This window comes from Rhodococcus sp. LMD (genome assembly GCF_056108245.1).
In genome coordinates, this window is the sequence record NZ_CM148557.1 from 2,198,901 (window position 1) to 2,218,194 (window position 19,294).

The following is a 19,294-nucleotide window of genomic DNA, read 5'->3' on the forward strand; positions in this document are numbered from 1 at the left end:
ATGTCCGCAGGGGAGATCTTCTGGGATGTCGCGCCGTACGTCACGATCGCCGTGGTCGTCGTAGGTACGTGGTGGCGCTACCGTTACGACAAGTTCGGCTGGACCACGCGTTCGTCTCAGCTCTACGAGAGCCGGCTGCTGCGCATCGCCAGCCCGATGTTCCACTTCGGGATCCTCGTGGTGATCGTGGGCCACGTGATCGGTCTGCTCATTCCCCAGTCCTGGACCGAGGCGGTCGGCCTGAGCCAGCACGCGTATCACGTGCAGGCGGTGACGCTGGGCACCATCGCCGGGATCGCCACCCTCGTCGGGATCCTGTTGCTGATCTACCGTCGCCGCACCCGTGGTCCGGTGTTCATGGCGACGACGGCCAACGACAAGCTCATGTACGTCGTCCTCGTCGCCGCGATCGTCGCGGGACTCGCCACGACTCTGATGGGCTCGGGTGTCGTGGGGGAGGAGCACAACTATCGCGAGACCGTCTCGCCGTGGTTCCGATCCATCTGGATCCTGCAGCCGCGCGGCGATCTGATGGTGCAGGCACCCCTGTCGTTCCAGCTGCACGCGCTGATCGCCTTGATCCTGTTCGCGCTGTGGCCGTTCACCCGCCTGGTGCACGCCTTCAGCGCGCCCGTCGGATACCTGTTCCGGCCGTATGTGGTCTACCGGAGCCGGGACGTCGCCGCGAAGGGACAGCTCGTCGGGTCGCAGCCTCGCCGCCGCGGGTGGTGACCGGATCGGGTGCACGGCGCCGCGTGTAGTGTGAGTCGTTCAGTCCAGCACACCCACTCGCCTGTAGGACCGTCGAACATCTTCATGGCTGCCACCCGCCGCTCCGCCGCCCCGTCCGTCGCCGCATCCACCTCGGCGCCCACCGAACCCGACGCCGGGGTTCGGCGCACCCTCCTGCCCGGGGGGCTCCGCGTCGTCACCGAGCACGTGCCCGGCGTGCGGTCGGCCGCCGTCGGTGTCTGGGTGGGCGTCGGCTCCCGCGACGAGCAGCCCTCCGTCGCCGGTGCCGCCCACTTCCTCGAGCACCTGCTGTTCAAGGCCACCCCCACCCGGACGGCGCTCGACATCGCCGAACTCGTCGACGGAGTCGGCGGTGAACTCAACGCGTTCACCGCGAAGGAGCACACCTGCTTCTACGCCCACGTGCTCGACGACGACCTGTCCCTGGCCGTCGACCTCGTCGCCGACGTCGTGCTGCGCGGCCGATGCCGCAGCGCCGACGTCGACCTGGAACGACAGGTCGTCCTCGAGGAGATCGCGATGCGCGACGACGATCCGGAGGATCTGCTCGGGGACGCCTTCCTCACCGCGCTGTACGGCGACCACCCGATCGGCCGGCCCATCATCGGCTCGGTCGAGTCGATCGAGGCGATGACCCGCACCCAGTTGCACTCGTTCCACGTGCGGCGGTACACGCCGGACCGCATGGTCGTCGCCGTCGCCGGCAACGTCGACCACGACCACACCGTGGAACTGGTCCGTCGTGCCTTCGCCGGGCACCTCGACCCCGCCGCGACCGCCGCCCCCCGGCGGGAGGGCAGTCTCCGCCTGCGTACGGCGCCGACGCTGAGCATCACCGACCGCGACGGCGAGCAGGCCCACCTGGCGGTCGGTGTGCGGTCCTTCGGCCGCCACGACTCCCGGCGCTGGGCGCTGTCGGTGCTCAACGCCGCGGTCGGTGGCGGCTTGAGCTCACGGTTGTTCCAGGAGATCCGGGAGCAGCGCGGGCTCGCCTACTCGGTGTACTCGGGCGTGGACACCTTCGCCGACACCGGGGCGTTCTCCGTCTACGCCGGGTGCCAGCCCGAGAACCTCGGCGAGGTGGCCGCCCTCGTCCGCGAGGTGCTCACCGACGTCGCCGACAACGGCGTCACCGAGGCGGAGTGCGCCCGTGCCAAGGGCTCGCTGCGCGGCGCCCTGGTGCTCGGCCTCGAGGACACCGGGGCCCGGATGAATCGGATCGGCCGCAGCGAACTGAGCTACGGCACCCACTGGAGCGTCACCGAGACACTCGAGCGGATCTCGTCGGTGAGCGCGGCGGAGGTCCGAGAGGTCGCCGCCGAACTGCTGCACCGGCCGTTCGCTGCGGCCGTCGCCGGGCCGTACCGGCGGCCCCGGGACCTGCCCGCGTCGGTGCGCGCCCTCGTCGCGTGACCGCGGCCTGACCACGGACAGGGACGTCCGGTTGCGTAGGCTGCTGCGGGACGGAGATCGGACGAGGAAGCGTGGAGAGTCAAGTGAACGCAGCAGCAATCCGGGTGGGTGTGCTCGGCGCCAAGGGCAAGGTCGGACAGGCGATCTGCGCGGCCGTCGAGGCGGCCACCGACCTCGAGCTCGTCGCCGCGGTCGACCGGGACGACAGCCTCGAGGACTTCGTCACCTCCCGGGCGCAGGTGGTGGTGGACTTCACCCATCCCGACGTGGTGATGGGCAATCTGCAGTTCCTCGTCGAGCACGGCATCCACGCGGTCGTCGGCACCACCGGATTCGACGAGGCACGGCTCGACCGGGTCCGCGCCTGGCTGGCCGCGAAACCTGAGGTCGGCGTCCTGATCGCGCCGAACTTCGCGATCGGTGCCGTGCTGTCGATGCGCTTCGCGCAGGCCGCAGCTCGGTTCTTCGACTCCGTCGAGGTCATCGAGTTGCACCACCCCAACAAGGCGGACGCGCCCTCGGGCACGGCGTACCGCACCGCGGCGCTCATCGCCGAAGCCCGCGCCGCGGCCGGCGTGGGCCGCAGCCCGGACGCCACGACCACCGAACTCGACGGTGCCCGCGGCGCCGACGTGGCGGGGGTGCGGGTGCACTCCGTGCGTCTGGCCGGTCTCGTCGCCCACCAGGAGGTCCTGCTCGGCACCCAGGGCGAGACCCTGACCATCCGCCACGACTCGATCGACCGCTCCTCCTTCGCACCCGGCGTGCTGCTCGGCGTACGCGAGATCGGCGGCCGGCCCGGCCTCACCGTCGGCATCGACCCGCTCCTCGACCTGTGAGACGCGACCTGGTCAAGGTCCTGGCGCCGATCGTCTTCATCGTTCTCGCGCTGGGGTTCTACTTCGTGCTCCTCGGCGGGCGTGGGCTCGAACTGGTGCGCTCGGGCGAGGCTGCGGCCGTCGGCCTCGGTATCGGCGTGCTGCTGCTGCCGTTGGTGGGTGTGTGGATCGTCTACGCCACCCTGCGGGCCGGTCTCCAGCACCAGCACCTGGCCCGGCGGATCCACGACGAGGGCCTCGAACTCGACGTGAGCGATCTGCCACGCCGGCCCTCGGGACGGGTCGACCGCGACGCCGCCGACGCCCTGTTCGAGCAGGTCAAGAAGGAGTGGGAGGCCGACCCGGACAACTGGCGCCACTCGTACCGGCTGGCCCGCGCCTACGACTACGCCGGTGACCGCGGCCGGGCCCGGGAGACCATGCGCCGGGCGGTCGCCCTCGAGAAGCTCGAACGCACACAGTCCCCCGACTGATCCCGCGCCGAGCGAATGTATCGGTCCTCTCCTCGGCAGTCGCGGGCGGTACATGCGCTCGATCCACGTCGGCGGCACCCGCACCCGGCCCGGCGCGGGTGGCGGGTGCCGTTGCGGGGCACGGACACCGCGCGGCCGGCGACGTACCCTGCAGGGTGTGACCGAGGCTCCTGCCGACGGCGAGCGCACGCTGCTCGTCGTCCACCACACCCCGTCCCCGTCGACCCGCGAGTTGCTCGAGGCGGTGCTCGCCGGGGCGCACGACCCCGACATCGCCGGGGTGCGGGTGCGGACGGTGCCCGCGCTCGGTGCGACGGTGCCGGATGTGCTCGCCGCCGACGGCTACGTGTTCGGCACCACCGCGAACTTCGGGTACATGTCGGGGGCCCTGAAGCACTTCTTCGACACCGTCTACTACCCGTGCCTCGACGCGGTCGCAGGGCGGCCGTACGGGCTGTGGGTGCACGGCAACAACGACACCGCGGGCGCCGTTGCCTCCGTGCGGAAACTCGTCACGGGCCTCGCCCTGGCGCAGGTCACGCAGGACCTCGAGATCACCGGTCCGATCGACGCGAAGGTCCGGGAGCGCTGCTACGAGCTCGGGGCGACCGTCGCGGTGTCCGTGTCACCGGAGGTCTGACCGCGCGGACACCGCGCGGCGCGTCAGAGCAGCTTCTCGACGAACTTCGTCAGACCCTTCTCGGCGGTCTCCATCGCCATCCTCTGCGCCTTCTTCACCATGAAGCCGGGCAGCGGGATCTTCGGGTCGATCGTGAGGGTGAAGTCCACCCGGGTGCCGCTCTCGGTGGCGGTGAGGGTGTAGGTGCCGTCCTGCTGATGCTGCTGGTGGCTCTCGATCAGGGTCCAGGACATCGACTCGTCGCCGTTCCAGAAGTAGTCCACCACCTGTTCGTCGTGAATTCCGATGATGGACACGGTCATCCGGACGCGGTGGGGGCGGCCGTCCGGGTGGGTGGTCTCGACGACGACGGTCTTGTGCGGACCGGACCACTCCGGCAGTCGATCGACCGCGGCGATGCCCGCCATCACGCGACTCGGGTCGGCCTTGATCTCGAAACTGCTGGAACTGCTGACGGCCATGCGCTCACTTCCTCGGCTTTCGGGTGACGTGCGTCGGCAATGTACCGCACCGCCTCCCGCTCAACCGTCCTCGCGCTCGGAGGTTTCGGACGGACCCGCTCCGGTTTCGTCGGCGGGGCGCCTCGTGGCGCGCTCGTCGGCGCGGCGCTGGTATCGCATCTGTTCGCGCAGCGCCCCCTGGACGGCCTGCGACACCCACGAGTTCAGCGACACGCCGTTCTGGGCCGCCGCCTCCTCGGCGCGGGCCTTGATCTGCTCGACCAGGCGCAGGGTCACCCGGCTGATGTCTCCGGTGACGTCCTCGAAAGTCTGGGCAGGGCTGGGGGTTTCGGCGGACATCTCCGACCGCACCTCGAGTACGGCGTCGTCGCCGTCCAGACGTACGGTGACCACCCGGTCGCCGAGTTCGCCCGAGATCTCCGCCGCCATGTCCGACAGTGCCTGCAGCACGGCCAGGCGGGCGGGCGCAGCGACCGCTGCGGCGAGGGCCGCCGCGGTCCGGCGGGTCTGTTCGTCGCCGAGTTCCGCGGCGGCGACGAGGGAATCGGTGATCGCATCCAGATACGGATCGAGGCGCATGACGCCATCATGACGTCATATGTGATGTCAGTCAAGGCGTCGGAATGCAGCCCGCGGTCGGGTGCCGCCCCGCGCGGCGCTACGGTCGACTGGATCGACAACCTGGAGGAGAACCGATGGCGCCCGAGCCAGTCACGCTCAAGGTCAGGCTGGTGGCCAAGACCGAGTTCGTCCCGCCCGCCGACGTGCCCTGGGAGACCGACGCCGACGGCGGAGAGGCACTCGCCGAGTTCGCAGGCCGGGCGTGCTACCAGAGCTGGTCCAAGCCGAACCCCCGCACGGCCACCAATGCCGGATACCTGCGCCACCTGCTCACGGTCGGGCACCTGTCCGTGCTCGAGCACGGTTCGGTGAGCTTCTACATCACCGGCATCTCCCGGTCCTGCACCCACGAACTCATCCGGCACCGCCACTTCTCCTACTCGCAGCTGTCCCAGCGGTTCGTCCGCGGCAGCGACGCTCCGGTCGTGGTCCCGCCGGCCGTGGCCGGGGACCCGCGACTCGAGGACCTGTTCCTCGCCGCCACCGAGTCCAGCCGGGCCGCGTACATCGAACTGCTCGACGCGCTCGACGAGAAGCTGTCCCATCTGCCCGAGGGGCCGATCCGTGCGAAGCAGGCCCGCGAGGCCGCGCGATCGGTACTGCCCAACGCCACCGAGACCCGCGTCGTCGTCACCGGCAACTATCGATCCTGGCGGCACTTCGTGGCGATGCGTGCGACCGAGCACGCCGACGTCGAGATCCGCCGCCTCGCCGTCGAGTGCCTGCGCCAGCTGCAGGACGCCGCGCCGAACATCTTCGGCGACTTCACTATCACCCGTCTGCCCGACGGTTCCGAGGTTGCCGCCGGTGCCTTCGCGACCGAGACCTGACCGGCAGGTGTGTGTGGAAGAGCCCGGGTCACGCGGTAGCCTTCTGACCATGACCAACGGTGATTCCGCTTCTGCTGTCGAGCTTCCGTTCGGCACCATCGCCACAGCGATGGTGACCCCGTTCACCGCCGACGGCAAGCTCGACGTGGACGCGGGTGTGCGTCTTGCCGCCTATCTGGTCGACGGCGGCTGCGATGCGCTGGTCCTCGCGGGTACCACCGGTGAATCGCCGACCACCACCGAGAACGAGAAGCTCGAGCTGATGCGCGCCGTGCTCGCCGCGGTGGGGGACCGCGCGAAGATCATCGCCGGCGCCGGCAGCAACGACACCGCCCACAGCGTCGAACTGGCCCGCGACGCCGCGCGAGCCGGCGCCCACGGACTGCTCGTCGTCACCCCCTACTATTCCCGGCCGCCGCAGGCCGGGCTCTACGCCCACTTCACGGCCGTCGCGAACGCCACCGACCTGCCCGTCATGCTCTACGACATACCGCCGCGCTCGGTCGTGCCGATCGAAACGGAGACGCTGCGCCGGCTCGCCGAGCACCCCCGCATCGTGGCGGTCAAGGACGCCAAGGGCGACCTCAACGCCGGCGCCGAGCTCATCGGCACCACCGACCTGAAGTTCTACTCCGGAGACGACCCGCTCAACCTCCCGTGGCTGTCGGTCGGTGCCGTCGGATTCGTCAGTGTCATCGGTCATCTCGTGCCCGGCCGCCTGCGGGAGCTGTACGACGCCTTCCAGGCCGGTGATCTCGTCCGCGCTCGCGCGATCAACCTGAGCCTCATGCCGATCCTGCGTGCCGTCTCCCGCCTCGGTGGGGTGAGCGCGTCGAAGGCGGGGCTGCGGTTGATGGGCCTCGACGTCGGCGAGCCCCGCCTGCCGCAGGTGGCGCCGACCTCCCTGCAGATCGACGCACTGGCCGCCGACCTGCACGCCGCAGGGGTGCTCGCATGAGCCGCCCGTCGCGCGGCCGGGGCCGCGCCACCCGCAACGCCGGACCGCCCAGCACCCGGCCCGTCCGCCGGACCGTGCAGAATTCGGCCGACACCCAGCGGCCCGACCCGCGCAAGGTCGCGGACATGTCGGTGCGTCTGGGCACCCCGCCGAAGGCACCGCGCAAGGGTCTGCGCGTCGTCGCGCTCGGCGGCATCGGCGAGATCGGCCGCAACATGACGGTCTTCGAGCACCAGGGCAAGCTCCTCGTCATCGACTGCGGCGTGCTCTTCCCCGAGGATCAGCAGCCCGGCGTCGACCTCATCCTGCCGGACTTCCGGCACATCGAGGACCGCATGGACGACGTCGAAGCCGTCGTCCTCACCCACGGGCACGAGGACCACATCGGGGCGGTGCCGTTCCTGCTGCGGCTGCGTCCCGACATCCCGGTCGTGGGTTCGAAGTTCACCCTCGCACTCGTCGCCGCGAAATGCCGCGAGCACCGGCTGCGTCCCAACCTCGTCGAGGTCGTCGAGGGGGACAGGACCACGCACGGGCCGTTCGAGTGCGAGTACTTCGCCGTCAACCACTCGATCCCGGACGCGCTCGCCGTCGCCGTCCGTACCGAGGCCGGCCTCGTGCTGCACACCGGCGACATCAAACTCGACCAGTTGCCGCTCGACGGCCGCCTCACCGACCTCGCCGGCTTCTCCCGGCTCGGTGACGAGGGCGTCGACCTGTTCCTCGTCGACTCCACCAATGCCGAGGTTCCCGGCTTCGTGATGCCGGAACGCGAAATCGGCGGCGTGCTGGACAATGTCATCGGCAAGGCCACCCAGCGCGTGATCGTCGCGTCCTTCGCCAGCCACGTGCATCGCATCCAGCAGGTCGTCGACGTCGCCGAGCGGTACAACCGCCGCATCGCCTTCGTCGGGCGGTCGATGGTGCGCAACATGCAGATCGCGCAGGACCTCGGTTACCTGCGGGTGCCGGACGGGCTCGTCGTCGATCTCGACACCGCGGCGACGTTGCCCGACAACCGGCTCGTGCTGATCTCCACCGGCTCCCAGGGGGAACCGCTGTCCGCGCTCTCCCGGATGGCGCGGGGCGAACACCGGCAGATCAACATCCGGGCCGACGACCTCGTCGTCCTGGCGTCCTCGCTGATCCCGGGCAACGAGAACTCGGTGTTCGCGGTCGTCAACGGCCTCGCCAAGCGTGGCGCCACCGTCGTCACCCAGCAGAACGCGAAGGTGCACGTCTCCGGCCACGCCTCCGCGGGCGAACTGCTGTACCTGTACAACGCGGTGCGCCCGACGAACGCGATGCCGGTGCACGGTGAATGGCGGCACCTGCGGGCCAACGCGGCGCTCGCCGAGGCGACCGGGGTTCCGCGGGAGCGGATCGTGCTGGCGGAGGACGGCGTGGTCGTCGACCTCGTCGACGGGCTCGCGGAGATCGTCGGGCAGGTACCCGTCGGCCACGTCTACGTCGACGGCCTGTCGGTCGGCGACGTCGGCGAATCCACCCTGTCGGACCGGCTGATCCTCGGCGAGGGCGGCTTCATCTCCATCTCCGTCGCCGTCGACGAGAACGGCCGCGCCGTGAGCACGCCGGGGGTGTCCGGCCGCGGGTTCTCCGACGACCCGGGGGCACTGTCCGAGGCCGCGCAGCTCGTGGACAAGGTCCTCAACGAACTCGCTGCCGAGGGCATCGACGACGCCCACCGCATCGCCCAGGCGATCCGCCGCGTCGTCGGGCGCTGGGTGTCCGACACCTACCGTCGCCGGCCGATGATCGTGCCGACGGTGATCACCGTTCCGGGTCCGGCGTAGCGGCACTCCACGGCGCGGACGGTCCGGCGGCAGCGGTGGTCCGACGCTACAGTGGGCCGTGTGAGCCTCGCCCGTGACGAACGACACGCACTCGTCCGCACCATGACGCAGACCGGTCCCGACGCCCCCACCCTGTGCGGGGACTGGACCACCCGGGACCTGGCCGCCCATCTCGTGGTCCGCGAACGCCGGATCGACACGATGCCGGGCATCGTCCTGCCTCCGCTGGCCGGGCACACCGAGCGGGTGCGCGCCGGGGCGGCGGACCGACCGTGGGAGCAGTTGCTCGCCGACATCGAGTCCGGCCCGCCGGTCTGGTCGCCGTTGTACCTCGTCGACGGGATCGCCAATGCCGCGGAGATGTTCGTCCACCACGAGGACGTGCGCCGCGCCGCGCCCGGGTGGCAGCCGCGACCGCTCGACGCACCGACCCAGGACCGCCTGTGGCAGATGGCCCGGCAGATCGGCCGGCGCGGTTACCGCGGCACCGACGTCACCGTGGTGTTCGAGCGCCCCGACGGCACCCGCGCGACGGTCCGTCGGCGCGGTCCGCGCACCGTGATCCTGCGCGGCGAACCGTCCGAGTTGTTGCTGCACGCCTTCGGCCGTGACGAGGTGCGCGTCGAGACCACCGGGCCGGCCGCCGACGTCGCGGAGGTTGCCGCGTCCGGTCGCGGCATCTGATCCGCCCGTGTGACCACCGCGCGCGGCTGATGCCGGTGTTGCGGATGGTTCGGTTGTGGACATTGCGACTAACCTGACGGGTATGGCAGGAAAGTCGGGTGCCCGCGGATCGTCGTCGACGACCTCACGGTCGAGGTCGGGGGCGCGCGGCTCGTCCGGGGCCTCGGGCGCGTCGCGGGCGAAGGGCAGCACCCGCAAGCCCGCCACGACGACCCGCCGGCAACCCGCCGCACGACGCCCGGCTCGCAGCACCGCCGGCCCCCGGCGCAAGGCGCCCTCTCGTTCATCACGGCCGGGCGTCCTGCAGACGCTCGGCCGCGGGATCGGCACCGGCTGGACGATGATCGCCCGCGGGGTGGGTGCCACCACCCGCACGGTGGGCAGGGTGACGGAGGTCGAGCACGGCCACCGCCGCGACGGCATCGCCCTCGGGCTCATCGCCGCGAGCGTCGTCGTCGCCGGCAGCGTCTGGTTCGCCGTCGGCGGCCCGCTCGGCGGCTGGATCGAGGCCGCGGTCCGCGCGCTCGTCGGCGGCGCCAGCGCCGTGCTGCCGCTGACCGGTCTCGTGATCGCGGTCGTCCTCATGCGCACCGAGCCGCGGCCGGAGATCCGGCCCCGGCTCGTCCTGGGGTCGATACTCGTCGCCCTCCCCGCGCTCGGCCTGTGGCACATCGCCTCGGGCATGCCCACCGACGGCGCGGGCCGGGCAGGGGGCGCCGGCTTCCTCGGATATCTGGTGGGCGGGCCCCTCACCGACGGTCTGACGGTGTGGTTGTCGGTGCCGTTGCTGCTGATGGCAGCCGGGTTCGGGATCCTGCTGCTCACCGGCACGACGATCCGGGAACTGCCCGGGATGTTCCGCGAGTACTTCGGCCTGCACTATCGGGCCGACGACGAGTACGGCGCGTACGACCCGGACCACGCCGACGACTACGACCCGGAGCACGACCCGACTCTGTTCGACGCCGACGGCTACCCGGTCGAGCGGCGTACCCGGGGCCGGCGGCGTACCCCCGTCGAGAACTACCCGACGGACGAATTCGACGGCGACGCCCGCACCGAGGTGCTGCCGGTGTGGGATCCGGAGCCGGCGCCCGCCGCGCCTCCGGCGCCGGAACCCGCACCGGAACCGGCACCCGAGCCGCCGCGCGCCCGCGCCCGGTCCAAGAAGGCTCCCGCGCCGGTCCCGCCGGTCGAGGAACCCTCCGACGACGGCAAGCTCGAGCCGCTCGTTCCCGACCGGGTGGTGGAGGGCGACTACGCTCTGCCGTCGCTCGGGCTGCTGCTCGAGGGCGATCCGCCCAAGAAGCACAGTTCGGCGAACGACCAGATGATCGAGGCCATCACCGAGGTGCTCGAACAGTTCAAGATCGACGCCGCGGTCACGGGCTTCACCCGCGGCCCGACGGTCACACGGTACGAGGTGGAACTCGGACCCGGCGTGAAGGTCGAGAAGATCACCGCGCTCGCCCGCAACATCGCCTACGCCGTGGCCACCGACAACGTGCGCCTGCTCGCGCCGATCCCCGGCAAGTCCGCGGTCGGCATCGAGGTCCCGAACTCGGACCGCGAACTGGTGCGTCTGGCCGACGTGCTCGCCGCTCCGTCGACACGCAAGGATCACCATCCGCTGGTGATCGGGCTCGGCAAGGACATCGAGGGCGACTTCGTCTGCGCGAACCTGGCCAAGATGCCGCATCTGCTCGTCGCCGGCTCCACCGGCTCCGGCAAGTCCAGTTTCGTCAACTCGATGCTCGTGTCGCTGCTCGTGCGGGCCACCCCGGACGAGGTCCGGATGATCCTCATCGACCCGAAAATGGTCGAGCTCACGCCGTACGAGGGCATCCCGCACCTGATCACGCCCATCATCACCCAGCCGAAGAAGGCAGCCGCCGCTCTCGCGTGGCTGGTGGAGGAGATGGAGCAGCGCTACCAGGACATGCAGGCCAACCGGGTCCGGCACATCGACGACTTCAATACCAAGGTCCGGTCCGGCGAGATCACCGCGCCGCTCGGCAGCGAGCGGGTCTACCGGCCGTACCCCTACATCCTCGCGATCGTCGACGAACTCGCCGACCTGATGATGACGGCCCCCCGTGACGTCGAGGACGCCATCGTGCGGATCACGCAGAAGGCCCGGGCCGCCGGCATCCATCTGGTGCTCGCCACCCAGCGGCCCTCCGTCGACGTGGTGACCGGTCTGATCAAGACGAACGTGCCGTCGCGACTCGCGTTCGCCACCTCGTCGCTGACGGACTCCCGAGTCATCCTCGACCAGCCCGGTGCCGAGAAGCTCATCGGCATGGGTGACGGCCTGTTCCTGCCGATGGGTGCCGGCAAGCCGATCCGAATGCAGGGCGCGTTCATCACCGACGAGGAGATCGCGGCCGTCGTCGACTTCGCCAAGAACCAGAAGGAACCGGAGTACACCGAGGGTGTCACCACCGCGAAGCCCGGCGAGAAGAAGGATGTCGACCCCGACATCGGTGACGATCTCGACGTGTTCCTGCAGGCGGTCGAGCTGGTGGTGTCGAGTCAGTTCGGGTCGACGTCGATGCTGCAGCGCAAGCTGCGGGTCGGGTTCGCGAAGGCGGGGCGCCTGATGGATCTGATGGAGACCCGCGGGGTCGTCGGTCCCAGCGAAGGCTCCAAGGCGCGGGAGGTCCTGGTCAAGCCGGACGAACTCGACGGCCTGCTGCTCTCCATCCGGGGCGGCGGGGACGCGGACGCGCCGGCACCGGCGGAGTAGGGGCGGCACGGATCGATGCCGCTTCCCGCATGTGGTTGAATGGACGAAGTGGAGGGGAGTATCCCCTAACTCGCGGCAGTTCCGTCAACACGTGCGACACCGATGTCGTCCCGGGGCTGTCGACCTCGAAGCCGCTCCTCGGAGCCGTGAGTCGAGGTGGGAGAGACCTCCGGTGGTTTGCTGTGCCTACCGGAGGAATGCCTGCAGATGCATGTCACCCCGCTCGTCTGGATCGTCACCATCCTGGTGATCCTGGGACTGTTCGTCTTCGACTTCTACGCGCACGTCCGCAAACCGCACGCGCCCACGTTGCGCGAGTCGGGCTTCTGGTCGGCGGTGTTCATCGGCCTCGCCGTGGTGTTCGGCGTCGTGGTGTTCGCCGTCTGGGGACCGACGTACGGCGGTGAGTACTTCGCCGGGTACGTCACCGAGAAGGCTCTCAGCGTCGACAACCTGTTCGTCTTCGTGATCATCATGTCGACCTTCGCGGTGCCGCGCGAGTACCAGCAGAAGGTACTCACCATCGGCATCGTCCTGGCACTCGTGATGCGCGGGGCGTTCATCGCCGTCGGTGCCGCGGCCATCAACACCTACAGCTGGGTGTTCTACCTCTTCGGCGCATTCCTCATCTACACCGCGATCAAGCTGATCCGCGAGCACGGTGAGGAGGTCGAGCACGAGAAGGAGCGGGAGAACCGGATCGTCTCCCTGGTCCGCAAGGTGTACCCGACCACCGACGAGTACCACGGCGACAAGCTGTTCACCCGGATCGACGGCAAGCGGTTCGCGACCCCGATGCTGCTCGCCCTGGCCGCCATCGGCTTCACCGACATCCTGTTCGCGCTCGACTCGATCCCCGCGATCTACGGCCTCACCAGCGAGCCCTACCTGGTGTTCACCGCCAACGCGTTCGCTCTGATGGGCCTGCGACAGCTGTTCTTCCTCATCGGCGGCCTGCTCGAACGGTTGGTCTACCTGTCCTACGGCCTGTCCGTGATCCTCGGGTTCATCGGGATCAAACTGGTGCTCCACGCGCTGCACGAGAACACGCTGTCGTTCGTCAACGGCGGGGAGCACGTCGCGGTGCCGGAGATCTCGACGTGGTTGTCGCTGGGCGTGATCGTCGGTGTGCTCGTGGTGACGACCGTGGCGAGTCTGCTCAAGACGCGCAGCGAGAAGGCCGACCTCACCTGACCTCGCGGCACCGGTGAGGGGCGTCAGTCGTTGAAGACGCCCATCACCGGGAGCCACTCCGTGATCCGGACGTCGTCGACCAGGCCGCGACGCGCGAAGGGATCCTGCGCCATGACCTCGCGCACGGCCGGCTCGTCCGCAGCCTCGACGACGATCAGCGCGCCCGACCCGTCGGCCCACGGGCCGGTCGCGCGTACCGTCCCGGCGTCGACGAGTTCTCCGAGCCAGCCCCGGTGGGCGGGCCGGTGCTCGTCGCGGCCGTCGGCGGTGGCCTCGGAGTAGGTGTACTCGACAGCGAACAGCGGCATGGATCCTCGCATTCGTGGTGGGGGAAGAGGCTCAGAGGGAGAGCAGCATCCGGGTGTTTCCGAGGGTGTTCGGCTTGACGTAGCTCAGGTCCAGGAACTCGGCCACACCGGTGTCGTAGGAACGGCACATCTCCGCGTACACCTCCGCGGTGACGGGAGTGCCGTCGATCTCGGTGAATCCGTGCCGGCCGAAGAACTCGACCTCGAAGGTGAGTACGAACAGCCGCTCCAGTTCGAGGTCGCGGGCGACGTCGATCAGGTGGGAGACGACCAGGTGGCCGACTCCGCGGCCCTTGACCCGCGGATCCACCGCGACGGTGCGGATCTCGCCCAGGTCGGACCACAGAACGTGCAGGGCCCCGCAGCCGACGACGGTGCCCGCCGTCTCGGCCACCCAGAACTCCTGCACGGACTCGTACAGCGTGACGAGATTCTTCTCGAGGAGGATCTTGCCCGCATAGATGTCGACCAGTCGCTTGATCTCCGGAACGTCGCCGGTTCGCGCCCGTCGCACGACTATGCGGTCGTGGGGTTCCGGGTCCGTCGTCCGCGAATTCATAGTGGTGAACAGTAGCCGGTCGCTCTACCGATATTGTGTCCGTGTGCCGGTCGGATCTCCATGCTCACGTGTCGCCCCGGCGGACCCGGGTCCGCGTCGTCCCCCGGCGCCGTCCGCGGCAGGGAGGCCGGTGTGAGCGCGCCGCATCCCGAGGTGGCCGGGACCGGTGGGGCCGCGGCGGCCCCCGGGCCGCACGCGCCCGCGGCCGCGGAGCCGGTGCCGCTGTGGAACATCGCCAACATCCTCACCATGGTGCGGATCGCTCTGGTGCCGGTGTTCCTGCTGGTGTTGTTCGCCGGCGACGGCCACGATGCCGCGTGGCGCCTCGCCGCCACGGCCGTGTTCGCCGTCGCGGCGATCACGGACCGGATCGACGGCCAGCTCGCGCGCAAGCACGGACTCGTGACGGATTTCGGCAAGCTCGCCGATCCGATCGCCGACAAGGCCCTCATCGGCGCCGCCCTCGTGGGCCTGTCGCTGCTCGGTGACCTGTCGTGGTGGGTGACCGGCATCATCGCGGCGCGCGAACTCGGCGTCACCGCACTGCGCTTCTTCGTGTTGCGGCACGCGGTGATCCCCGCGAGCCGCGGCGGCAAGGCCAAGACCCTGTTCCAGTCCCTCGCGATCGTGCTGTACCTGCTGCCGTTGCCGGCGGCGGCGACGCCGTTCGCGGTCGCGCTGATGGCGCTGGCAGTGATCCTGACGGTCGGCACCGGCATCGACTACGTCGTCCAGGCGGTGCGGCTACGCGCCGGCGTGCACCGCGTCGAGCAACAGCACGGGCAGTGAGTGGGATGGTGCCCGACCCCCTCGTTGCCGGTACCGCGGCCGCGGAGCTGGTCGCGGCCCTGGCCGCGCAGCGGCAGACGGTGGCGACGGCCGAATCTCTCACGGCCGGGCTGATTGCGGCGACGATCGCCGGGGTACCCGGTGCAAGCGTGGTGCTGCGCGGCGGGCTGATCGTCTACGCCACCGACCTCAAGTCCACCCTGGCGGGGGTGGATGCGGGGCGCCTCGCGGCGGACGGGCCGGTCTCCGAGTCGACCGCCGCGGCCCTGGCCGAGGGCGCCGCGGCGCGCTGCGCCGCGACGTGGGGCGTGGGCGTCACCGGCGTGGCCGGGCCGGATCCGCAGGACGGGCATCCGCCGGGCACGCTGTACCTCGGGATCGCCGGACCGGGAGGCACGGTGGTCACTTGTCCGTCGGTGTCCGGAGACCGGTGGGACATCCGGTCCGGTGCCACCCACGCCGCCGTGTCGGGCCTACTCACCCGCGTGCACGCCGCCGCGGGGATGTAGTGTCTTGACACCGCGGTACCGGTGGCAACCGGACCCGTGCGGAGCCGCGCCCGGCAGGGGTTTTCGTGCCCGGGCGGGGAGCCGGGAACCCGGCGACGTGCGTCGTGCGTTGACGGGTTGAGCGACGACGGACGAAGGAGGATGGGATGGCGCTGTTGTTGCGTGAGGCAATCGGTGACAGCCTTCGGCGCACCCGCGTTTCGCAGAGCCGCACCCTGCGTGAGGTCTCCAGCAGCGCCCGGGTCAGCCTCGGTTACCTCTCCGAGATCGAACGCGGACGCAAGGAGGCGTCGAGCGAACTGCTCGCCGCGATCTGCGACGCCCTCGACGTGCCCTTGTCCGACGTGCTCTTCGACGTCAGCGAGTCGCTCGCCGATGCGGTTCCCGCCCGCGGCCGGACCCCGGTGGGAGCGGCGGTCGTCGGAGCCGAGCCGGCTCCCCGCGACTCGGAGGCCCTCGCCGCCGAGCACGCGGCACTCGTGGCGCAGGACACGCGGGTGGTGATCCCGCCGCCGGCGGCACGCGCGCTGGCTGCCGCATAACATGGAGGTCGGACCGCGACGGCCTGGCCGGACGCGGACGAAAGCGACACACTCCGGGTCACCACCGGGGGGTGGCTCGGGACACACGACGGCCGGGTATGCGGGGCTCCCGGGACCGTCCGGAAACGGTGCGCGAGGGCCGTGCATCGGGTCGCGTTCGACGCGGCGTACCAGATGGAGGCAGGATCACACCCATGGCTAATCCGTTCGTCAAGGGTTGGAAGTACCTGATGGCACTGTTCAACTCCAAGATCGATGAGAAGGCCGATCCGAAGGTCCAGATTCAGCAGGCGATCGAGGATGCGCAGCGTCAGCACCAGGCGCTGTCCCAGCAGGCCGCGTCCGTCATCGGCAACCAGCGTCAGCTGGAGATGAAGCTCAACCGGCAGCTGGACGAGGTCGAGAAGCTGAACGCGAGCGCGCGGCAGGCCGTGCTCATGGCCGACCAGGCCAACGCGGCCGGCGACACCGAGAAGGCCATCCAGTACACGAACGCCGCAGAGGCCTTCGCTGCCCAGCTGGTCACCGCCGAGCAGTCCGTCGAGGATCTGAAGGTCCTGCACGACCAGTCGCTGCAGGCTGCGGCACAGGCGAAGAAGGCCGTCGAGCAGAACGCGATGGCGCTGCAGCAGAAGGTGGCCGAGCGCACCAAGCTGCTCAGCCAGCTCGAGCAGGCCAAGATGCAGGAGCGCGTGAGCGAGTCCCTGCGCTCGATGGACTCGACGCTCGCCGCGCCGGGCACCACGCCGAGCCTGGACGCGGTCCGCGAGAAGATCGAGCGTCGCTACGCCACCGCGCTCGGGTCGGCCGAGCTCGCCCAGAACTCGGTGCACGGCCGGATGCTCGAGGTCCAGCAGGCCACCGTCCAGATGGCCGGCCACAGCCGTCTCGAGCAGATCCGCGCCTCCATGAAGGGCGAGGCGCTGCCCGGCGCCGCGGCGCCCGCGACCCCCGCGGTCAACCCGACCAAGGAACCGCCCTCGGCGGCGGGTAGCGCCGGCTCTCAGTAGCGCCGGCGTCGATCACCGACTGCAGAAACGCGACATCGTCATGAACATTCCCGCACGCGGCCGGACCGGACAGTTTCCCGGTCCGGCCGCGGCCGCGCTCCGGGACATGACCGGCAACGTGGTCGAGGCGGCGCGCCGCTGGAACGACCCCGCGGCCCGGCTGCGGCGCAAGAAGCGTCGCGCGCGTCGCCGTGCCCGCATCTTCGGCACTGCCTCCGGAATGGGTGGGGTCGGCACCGCGACCCTGGTGGCAGCGTCGGCTCCCGACTGGACCGTCGTCGCCACCGGCGGCACGACGGCCGCGCTCGTCGTGCCCGCCGCACTCGCGTTCCGTACCTTCCGGCGTCTCGACGCCGTGGCGCTGCCGCCGCCGGCGCCCGCCCGCCGGGCCCTGCCGCCGTCGGGTTCCGTCGCGCGGTCCCCGATGGCCCGGCTCGCCAGCGACGAACAGAGTCTCGCCCAGCTGCTGACGGTGCTGGCCCGGTCCCGCACCGTCGCCGCCGACGATCTGGAGGAGATCGCGTCGGCCGCCCGAGACGCCGCCGGCGCCCTCGAAGCAGTCGCGGTCGACGTGGTCGCACTCGAAGCCGCGGCCCGCGACAGCGCCGCCGCCCAAGCCCACCTCGGTCCGGCCGTCGCGGCCGCCGGGAAGCGGCTCGACACGGGCGTCGACCAGTTCGAGGAACTCGTCGCCGCCGCGGCCCGGCTCGCGGCGGCCCCGGACGGGACCCGTTCGATGGATCTGCTCGACCGTCAGCGCGCCGAGCTGATCTCGGCGTCGGATCGACTCGAGGGCTGGGCCCAGTCGTGGCGGGAGATCCAGCAGATCGAGAGCCGCTACCGGAACTGACGGCGCGCCGGCGACTAGTCGTCCAGGCCGCGGGCCACGAGGGCCTCACCCATCGCCTCGGCGGTCAGCAGCGCCCCCACCACGACGGGCACCGCCAGGGCCCGCAGCGAGAAGCCGAGGCCGCGGGCTTTCCGCGCCTCGGTGACCTGCGCGACGATCGCTCCGAGCATCGGGACCGCCCGGACGGTCATCACCAGGACGAGACCCACCCGCTCCGGGTCGACGCCGACCCGGCGGAGCGGACGAAGTCCCGTCACGATCGCGTCGAGCATGTCGCTCACCCGGGTCGTCAGCGTGACCAGCGCGGCCAGGGCCACCGCGACCAGCAGCTGGCCGCACACCACCACCGCCCGTTCCCAGCCGGCGAGCAGCACCTGGAACGCCGCGATCACCACGAGCATCCACAGCAGCGGCCGAAGCTGTCGCAGCGCGGGACGGGGCGGGATCCGGGCCAGCAGGTAGAGCCCGAGCACGAGTGCCGAGGCGGCCGGCACCTGCCACGGTTGCCGCATCCACACCGTGAGCGCCACGATGAGCGCGGCCGTGACGAGCAGCTTCGGTCCCGCCGGTGCCCGGTGCACCGGCGACGACGCGCGGTGGTACAGCCCCAGGGTGCTCACGAGACCAGCTTGCGGTAGAAGTCGATCGCCGGGCCCGGCGCATCGTCGGCGACGACGCGGCCGCCGTCGACGACGAGCACCCGATCGAAGCCCGCCAGTAGATCCAGATGGTGGGTGACCACGACCAGTTGCTGCTCGAGGGCGGCGAAGGTCCGGGCGATCAGCCGGGCGTTGCGCAGGTCCAGCAGCGTCGTCGGCTCGTCCGCCACCAGTACGTGCGGCTCGGTGACCATGATCGCCGCGAGGGCGAGGAGTTGCTTCTGCCCACCGGAGAGCAGGTGACTCGGGTGGTCGTGGTGCCCGGCCAGCCCGAAGTCGGCGAGCACCCGCCGTACCCGTTCCGCGCGCTCGTCCTTGCCGAGTCCGCTGCGGCGCAGGGAGAAGGCGACGTCCTCCGCGACAGTGGGCATCACGATCTGATGATCGGGATCGGTGAACACGAATCCCACGCGCCGGCGCACCTCGCGGGCCTTGCGGGCGGTGTCGAGGCCGTCCACCGTGACGGTGCCGGAGGTCGGGACCACCAGTCCGTTGATCATCCGCGCCAGGGTGGACTTGCCGCTGCCGTTGGCACCGACGATCCCGACGCGGCGTTCGGTGAGGGTCACGTCGATGCCGTCGAGGACGGTGCGCTCCCCGTAGGCGTGCCCCACCTGCCGGAAGCGGATCTCGCTCATG

The 19,294-nt window shown here is 70.6% G+C and carries 22 protein-coding genes; 16 read left to right on the plus strand and 6 right to left on the minus strand.

Going from position 1 to position 19,294, the window contains the following annotated elements; translation table 11 throughout:
* From narI to ACWPQI_RS10320, 5 genes are all read left to right on the plus strand, one after another.
* Positions 1-732 (plus strand): respiratory nitrate reductase subunit gamma, encoded by a 732-nt coding sequence (gene narI / locus ACWPQI_RS10300; RefSeq protein ID WP_010592684.1) that lies wholly within the window; start codon positions 1-3, stop codon positions 730-732.
* A gap of 84 nt (positions 733-816) precedes the next feature.
* Positions 817-2,166 carry a M16 family metallopeptidase gene (locus tag ACWPQI_RS10305; RefSeq protein WP_010592683.1) on the plus strand — a complete coding sequence of 450 codons (1,350 nt, stop codon included), beginning with the start codon at positions 817-819 and terminating at the stop codon, positions 2,164-2,166.
* Positions 2,167-2,249: 83 nt separating this feature from the next.
* Positions 2,250-3,005 (plus strand): 4-hydroxy-tetrahydrodipicolinate reductase, encoded by a 756-nt coding sequence (dapB, locus tag ACWPQI_RS10310; protein ID WP_010592682.1) that lies wholly within the window; start codon positions 2,250-2,252, stop codon positions 3,003-3,005.
* Positions 3,002-3,478 carry a hypothetical protein gene (locus ACWPQI_RS10315; RefSeq protein WP_342660996.1) on the plus strand — a complete coding sequence of 159 codons (477 nt, stop codon included), beginning with the start codon at positions 3,002-3,004 and terminating at the stop codon, positions 3,476-3,478. The genes dapB and ACWPQI_RS10315 overlap by 4 nt, the downstream gene beginning before the upstream one ends.
* 157 nt (positions 3,479-3,635) lie before the next feature.
* The gene (locus ACWPQI_RS10320) at positions 3,636-4,118 is read left to right on the plus strand and encodes a flavodoxin family protein (protein WP_010592680.1); all 483 of its coding nucleotides are present in this window, start codon (positions 3,636-3,638) and stop codon (positions 4,116-4,118) included.
* 23 nt (positions 4,119-4,141) lie between these two features.
* On the opposite strand, the gene ACWPQI_RS10325 is transcribed toward ACWPQI_RS10320, so the two are convergent.
* Both ACWPQI_RS10325 and ACWPQI_RS10330 read right to left on the minus strand, forming a co-directional pair.
* A complete protein-coding gene (locus ACWPQI_RS10325) occupies positions 4,142-4,579 on the minus strand; it encodes an SRPBCC family protein (protein ID WP_010592679.1) in 438 nt (145 codons plus the stop codon).
* 60 nt (positions 4,580-4,639) lie between these two features.
* Positions 4,640-5,158, minus strand: a complete 519-nt coding sequence (locus tag ACWPQI_RS10330; protein WP_010592678.1) for a toxin-antitoxin system HicB family antitoxin — start codon at positions 5,156-5,158, stop codon at positions 4,640-4,642.
* 116 nt (positions 5,159-5,274) lie between these two features.
* Here ACWPQI_RS10330 and thyX point away from each other — a divergent pair, with 116 nt between their 5' ends.
* The 6 genes from thyX to ACWPQI_RS10360 all read left to right on the plus strand — a co-directional run bounded on the left by thyX (position 5,275) and on the right by ACWPQI_RS10360 (position 13,429).
* A complete protein-coding gene (thyX, locus tag ACWPQI_RS10335) occupies positions 5,275-6,030 on the plus strand; it encodes an FAD-dependent thymidylate synthase (RefSeq protein WP_010592677.1) in 756 nt (251 codons plus the stop codon).
* 49 nt (positions 6,031-6,079) lie between these two features.
* A complete protein-coding gene (dapA, locus tag ACWPQI_RS10340; protein ID WP_010592676.1) occupies positions 6,080-6,988 on the plus strand; it encodes a 4-hydroxy-tetrahydrodipicolinate synthase in 909 nt (302 codons plus the stop codon).
* Positions 6,985-8,802, plus strand: a complete 1,818-nt coding sequence (locus ACWPQI_RS10345) for a ribonuclease J (RefSeq protein ID WP_017680686.1) — start codon at positions 6,985-6,987, stop codon at positions 8,800-8,802. Before dapA ends, ACWPQI_RS10345 begins: the two co-directional genes overlap by 4 nt.
* 60 nt (positions 8,803-8,862) lie before the next feature.
* Positions 8,863-9,486, plus strand: a complete 624-nt coding sequence (locus tag ACWPQI_RS10350; RefSeq protein ID WP_026137743.1) for a TIGR03085 family metal-binding protein — start codon at positions 8,863-8,865, stop codon at positions 9,484-9,486.
* Positions 9,487-9,568: 82 nt separating this feature from the next.
* Complete coding sequence (locus ACWPQI_RS10355; RefSeq protein ID WP_190242362.1) at positions 9,569-12,235, plus strand: FtsK/SpoIIIE family DNA translocase; 2,667 nt, start codon at positions 9,569-9,571, stop codon at positions 12,233-12,235.
* A 207-nt stretch (positions 12,236-12,442) separates the two neighbouring features.
* Positions 12,443-13,429: a TerC family protein gene (locus ACWPQI_RS10360; RefSeq protein WP_010592671.1), complete on the plus strand. Its 987-nt coding sequence runs from the start codon at positions 12,443-12,445 to the stop codon at positions 13,427-13,429.
* A gap of 23 nt (positions 13,430-13,452) precedes the next feature.
* Here ACWPQI_RS10360 and ACWPQI_RS10365 read toward each other — a convergent pair whose 3' ends face one another.
* Entirely contained in the window at positions 13,453-13,737 is a 285-nt protein-coding gene (locus ACWPQI_RS10365; RefSeq protein ID WP_017680684.1) for a YciI family protein, read from the minus strand.
* A 31-nt stretch (positions 13,738-13,768) separates the two neighbouring features.
* A complete protein-coding gene (locus ACWPQI_RS10370; RefSeq protein ID WP_407040817.1) occupies positions 13,769-14,296 on the minus strand; it encodes an amino-acid N-acetyltransferase in 528 nt (175 codons plus the stop codon).
* 132 nt (positions 14,297-14,428) lie between these two features.
* Between ACWPQI_RS10370 and pgsA the strand changes: the two genes are divergently transcribed.
* The 5 genes from pgsA to pspM all read left to right on the plus strand — a co-directional run bounded on the left by pgsA (position 14,429) and on the right by pspM (position 17,996).
* Entirely contained in the window at positions 14,429-15,085 is a 657-nt protein-coding gene (gene pgsA, locus ACWPQI_RS10375; protein WP_010592668.1) for a CDP-diacylglycerol--glycerol-3-phosphate 3-phosphatidyltransferase, read from the plus strand.
* Positions 15,086-15,093: 8 nt separating this feature from the next.
* Complete coding sequence (locus tag ACWPQI_RS10380) at positions 15,094-15,594, plus strand: CinA family protein (RefSeq protein ID WP_026137742.1); 501 nt, start codon at positions 15,094-15,096, stop codon at positions 15,592-15,594.
* 146 nt (positions 15,595-15,740) lie between these two features.
* Positions 15,741-16,136 carry a helix-turn-helix domain-containing protein gene (locus ACWPQI_RS10385; RefSeq protein ID WP_010592666.1) on the plus strand — a complete coding sequence of 132 codons (396 nt, stop codon included), beginning with the start codon at positions 15,741-15,743 and terminating at the stop codon, positions 16,134-16,136.
* 194 nt (positions 16,137-16,330) lie between these two features.
* Positions 16,331-17,146 (plus strand): PspA/IM30 family protein, encoded by an 816-nt coding sequence (locus tag ACWPQI_RS10390; RefSeq protein WP_003935651.1) that lies wholly within the window; start codon positions 16,331-16,333, stop codon positions 17,144-17,146.
* 40 nt (positions 17,147-17,186) lie between these two features.
* Positions 17,187-17,996 (plus strand): phage shock envelope stress response protein PspM, encoded by an 810-nt coding sequence (pspM, locus tag ACWPQI_RS10395; RefSeq protein ID WP_010592665.1) that lies wholly within the window; start codon positions 17,187-17,189, stop codon positions 17,994-17,996.
* 14 nt (positions 17,997-18,010) lie between these two features.
* Here the strand turns inward: pspM and ACWPQI_RS10400 are convergent, their stop codons facing one another.
* Positions 18,011-18,616 carry an energy-coupling factor transporter transmembrane component T family protein gene (locus ACWPQI_RS10400; protein ID WP_010592664.1) on the minus strand — a complete coding sequence of 202 codons (606 nt, stop codon included), beginning with the start codon at positions 18,614-18,616 and terminating at the stop codon, positions 18,011-18,013.
* Positions 18,613-19,293, minus strand: a complete 681-nt coding sequence (locus ACWPQI_RS10405) for an energy-coupling factor ABC transporter ATP-binding protein (RefSeq protein WP_010592663.1) — start codon at positions 19,291-19,293, stop codon at positions 18,613-18,615. Before ACWPQI_RS10405 ends, ACWPQI_RS10400 begins: the two co-directional genes overlap by 4 nt.
* Between the last annotated feature and the right edge of the window lies 1 nt (position 19,294).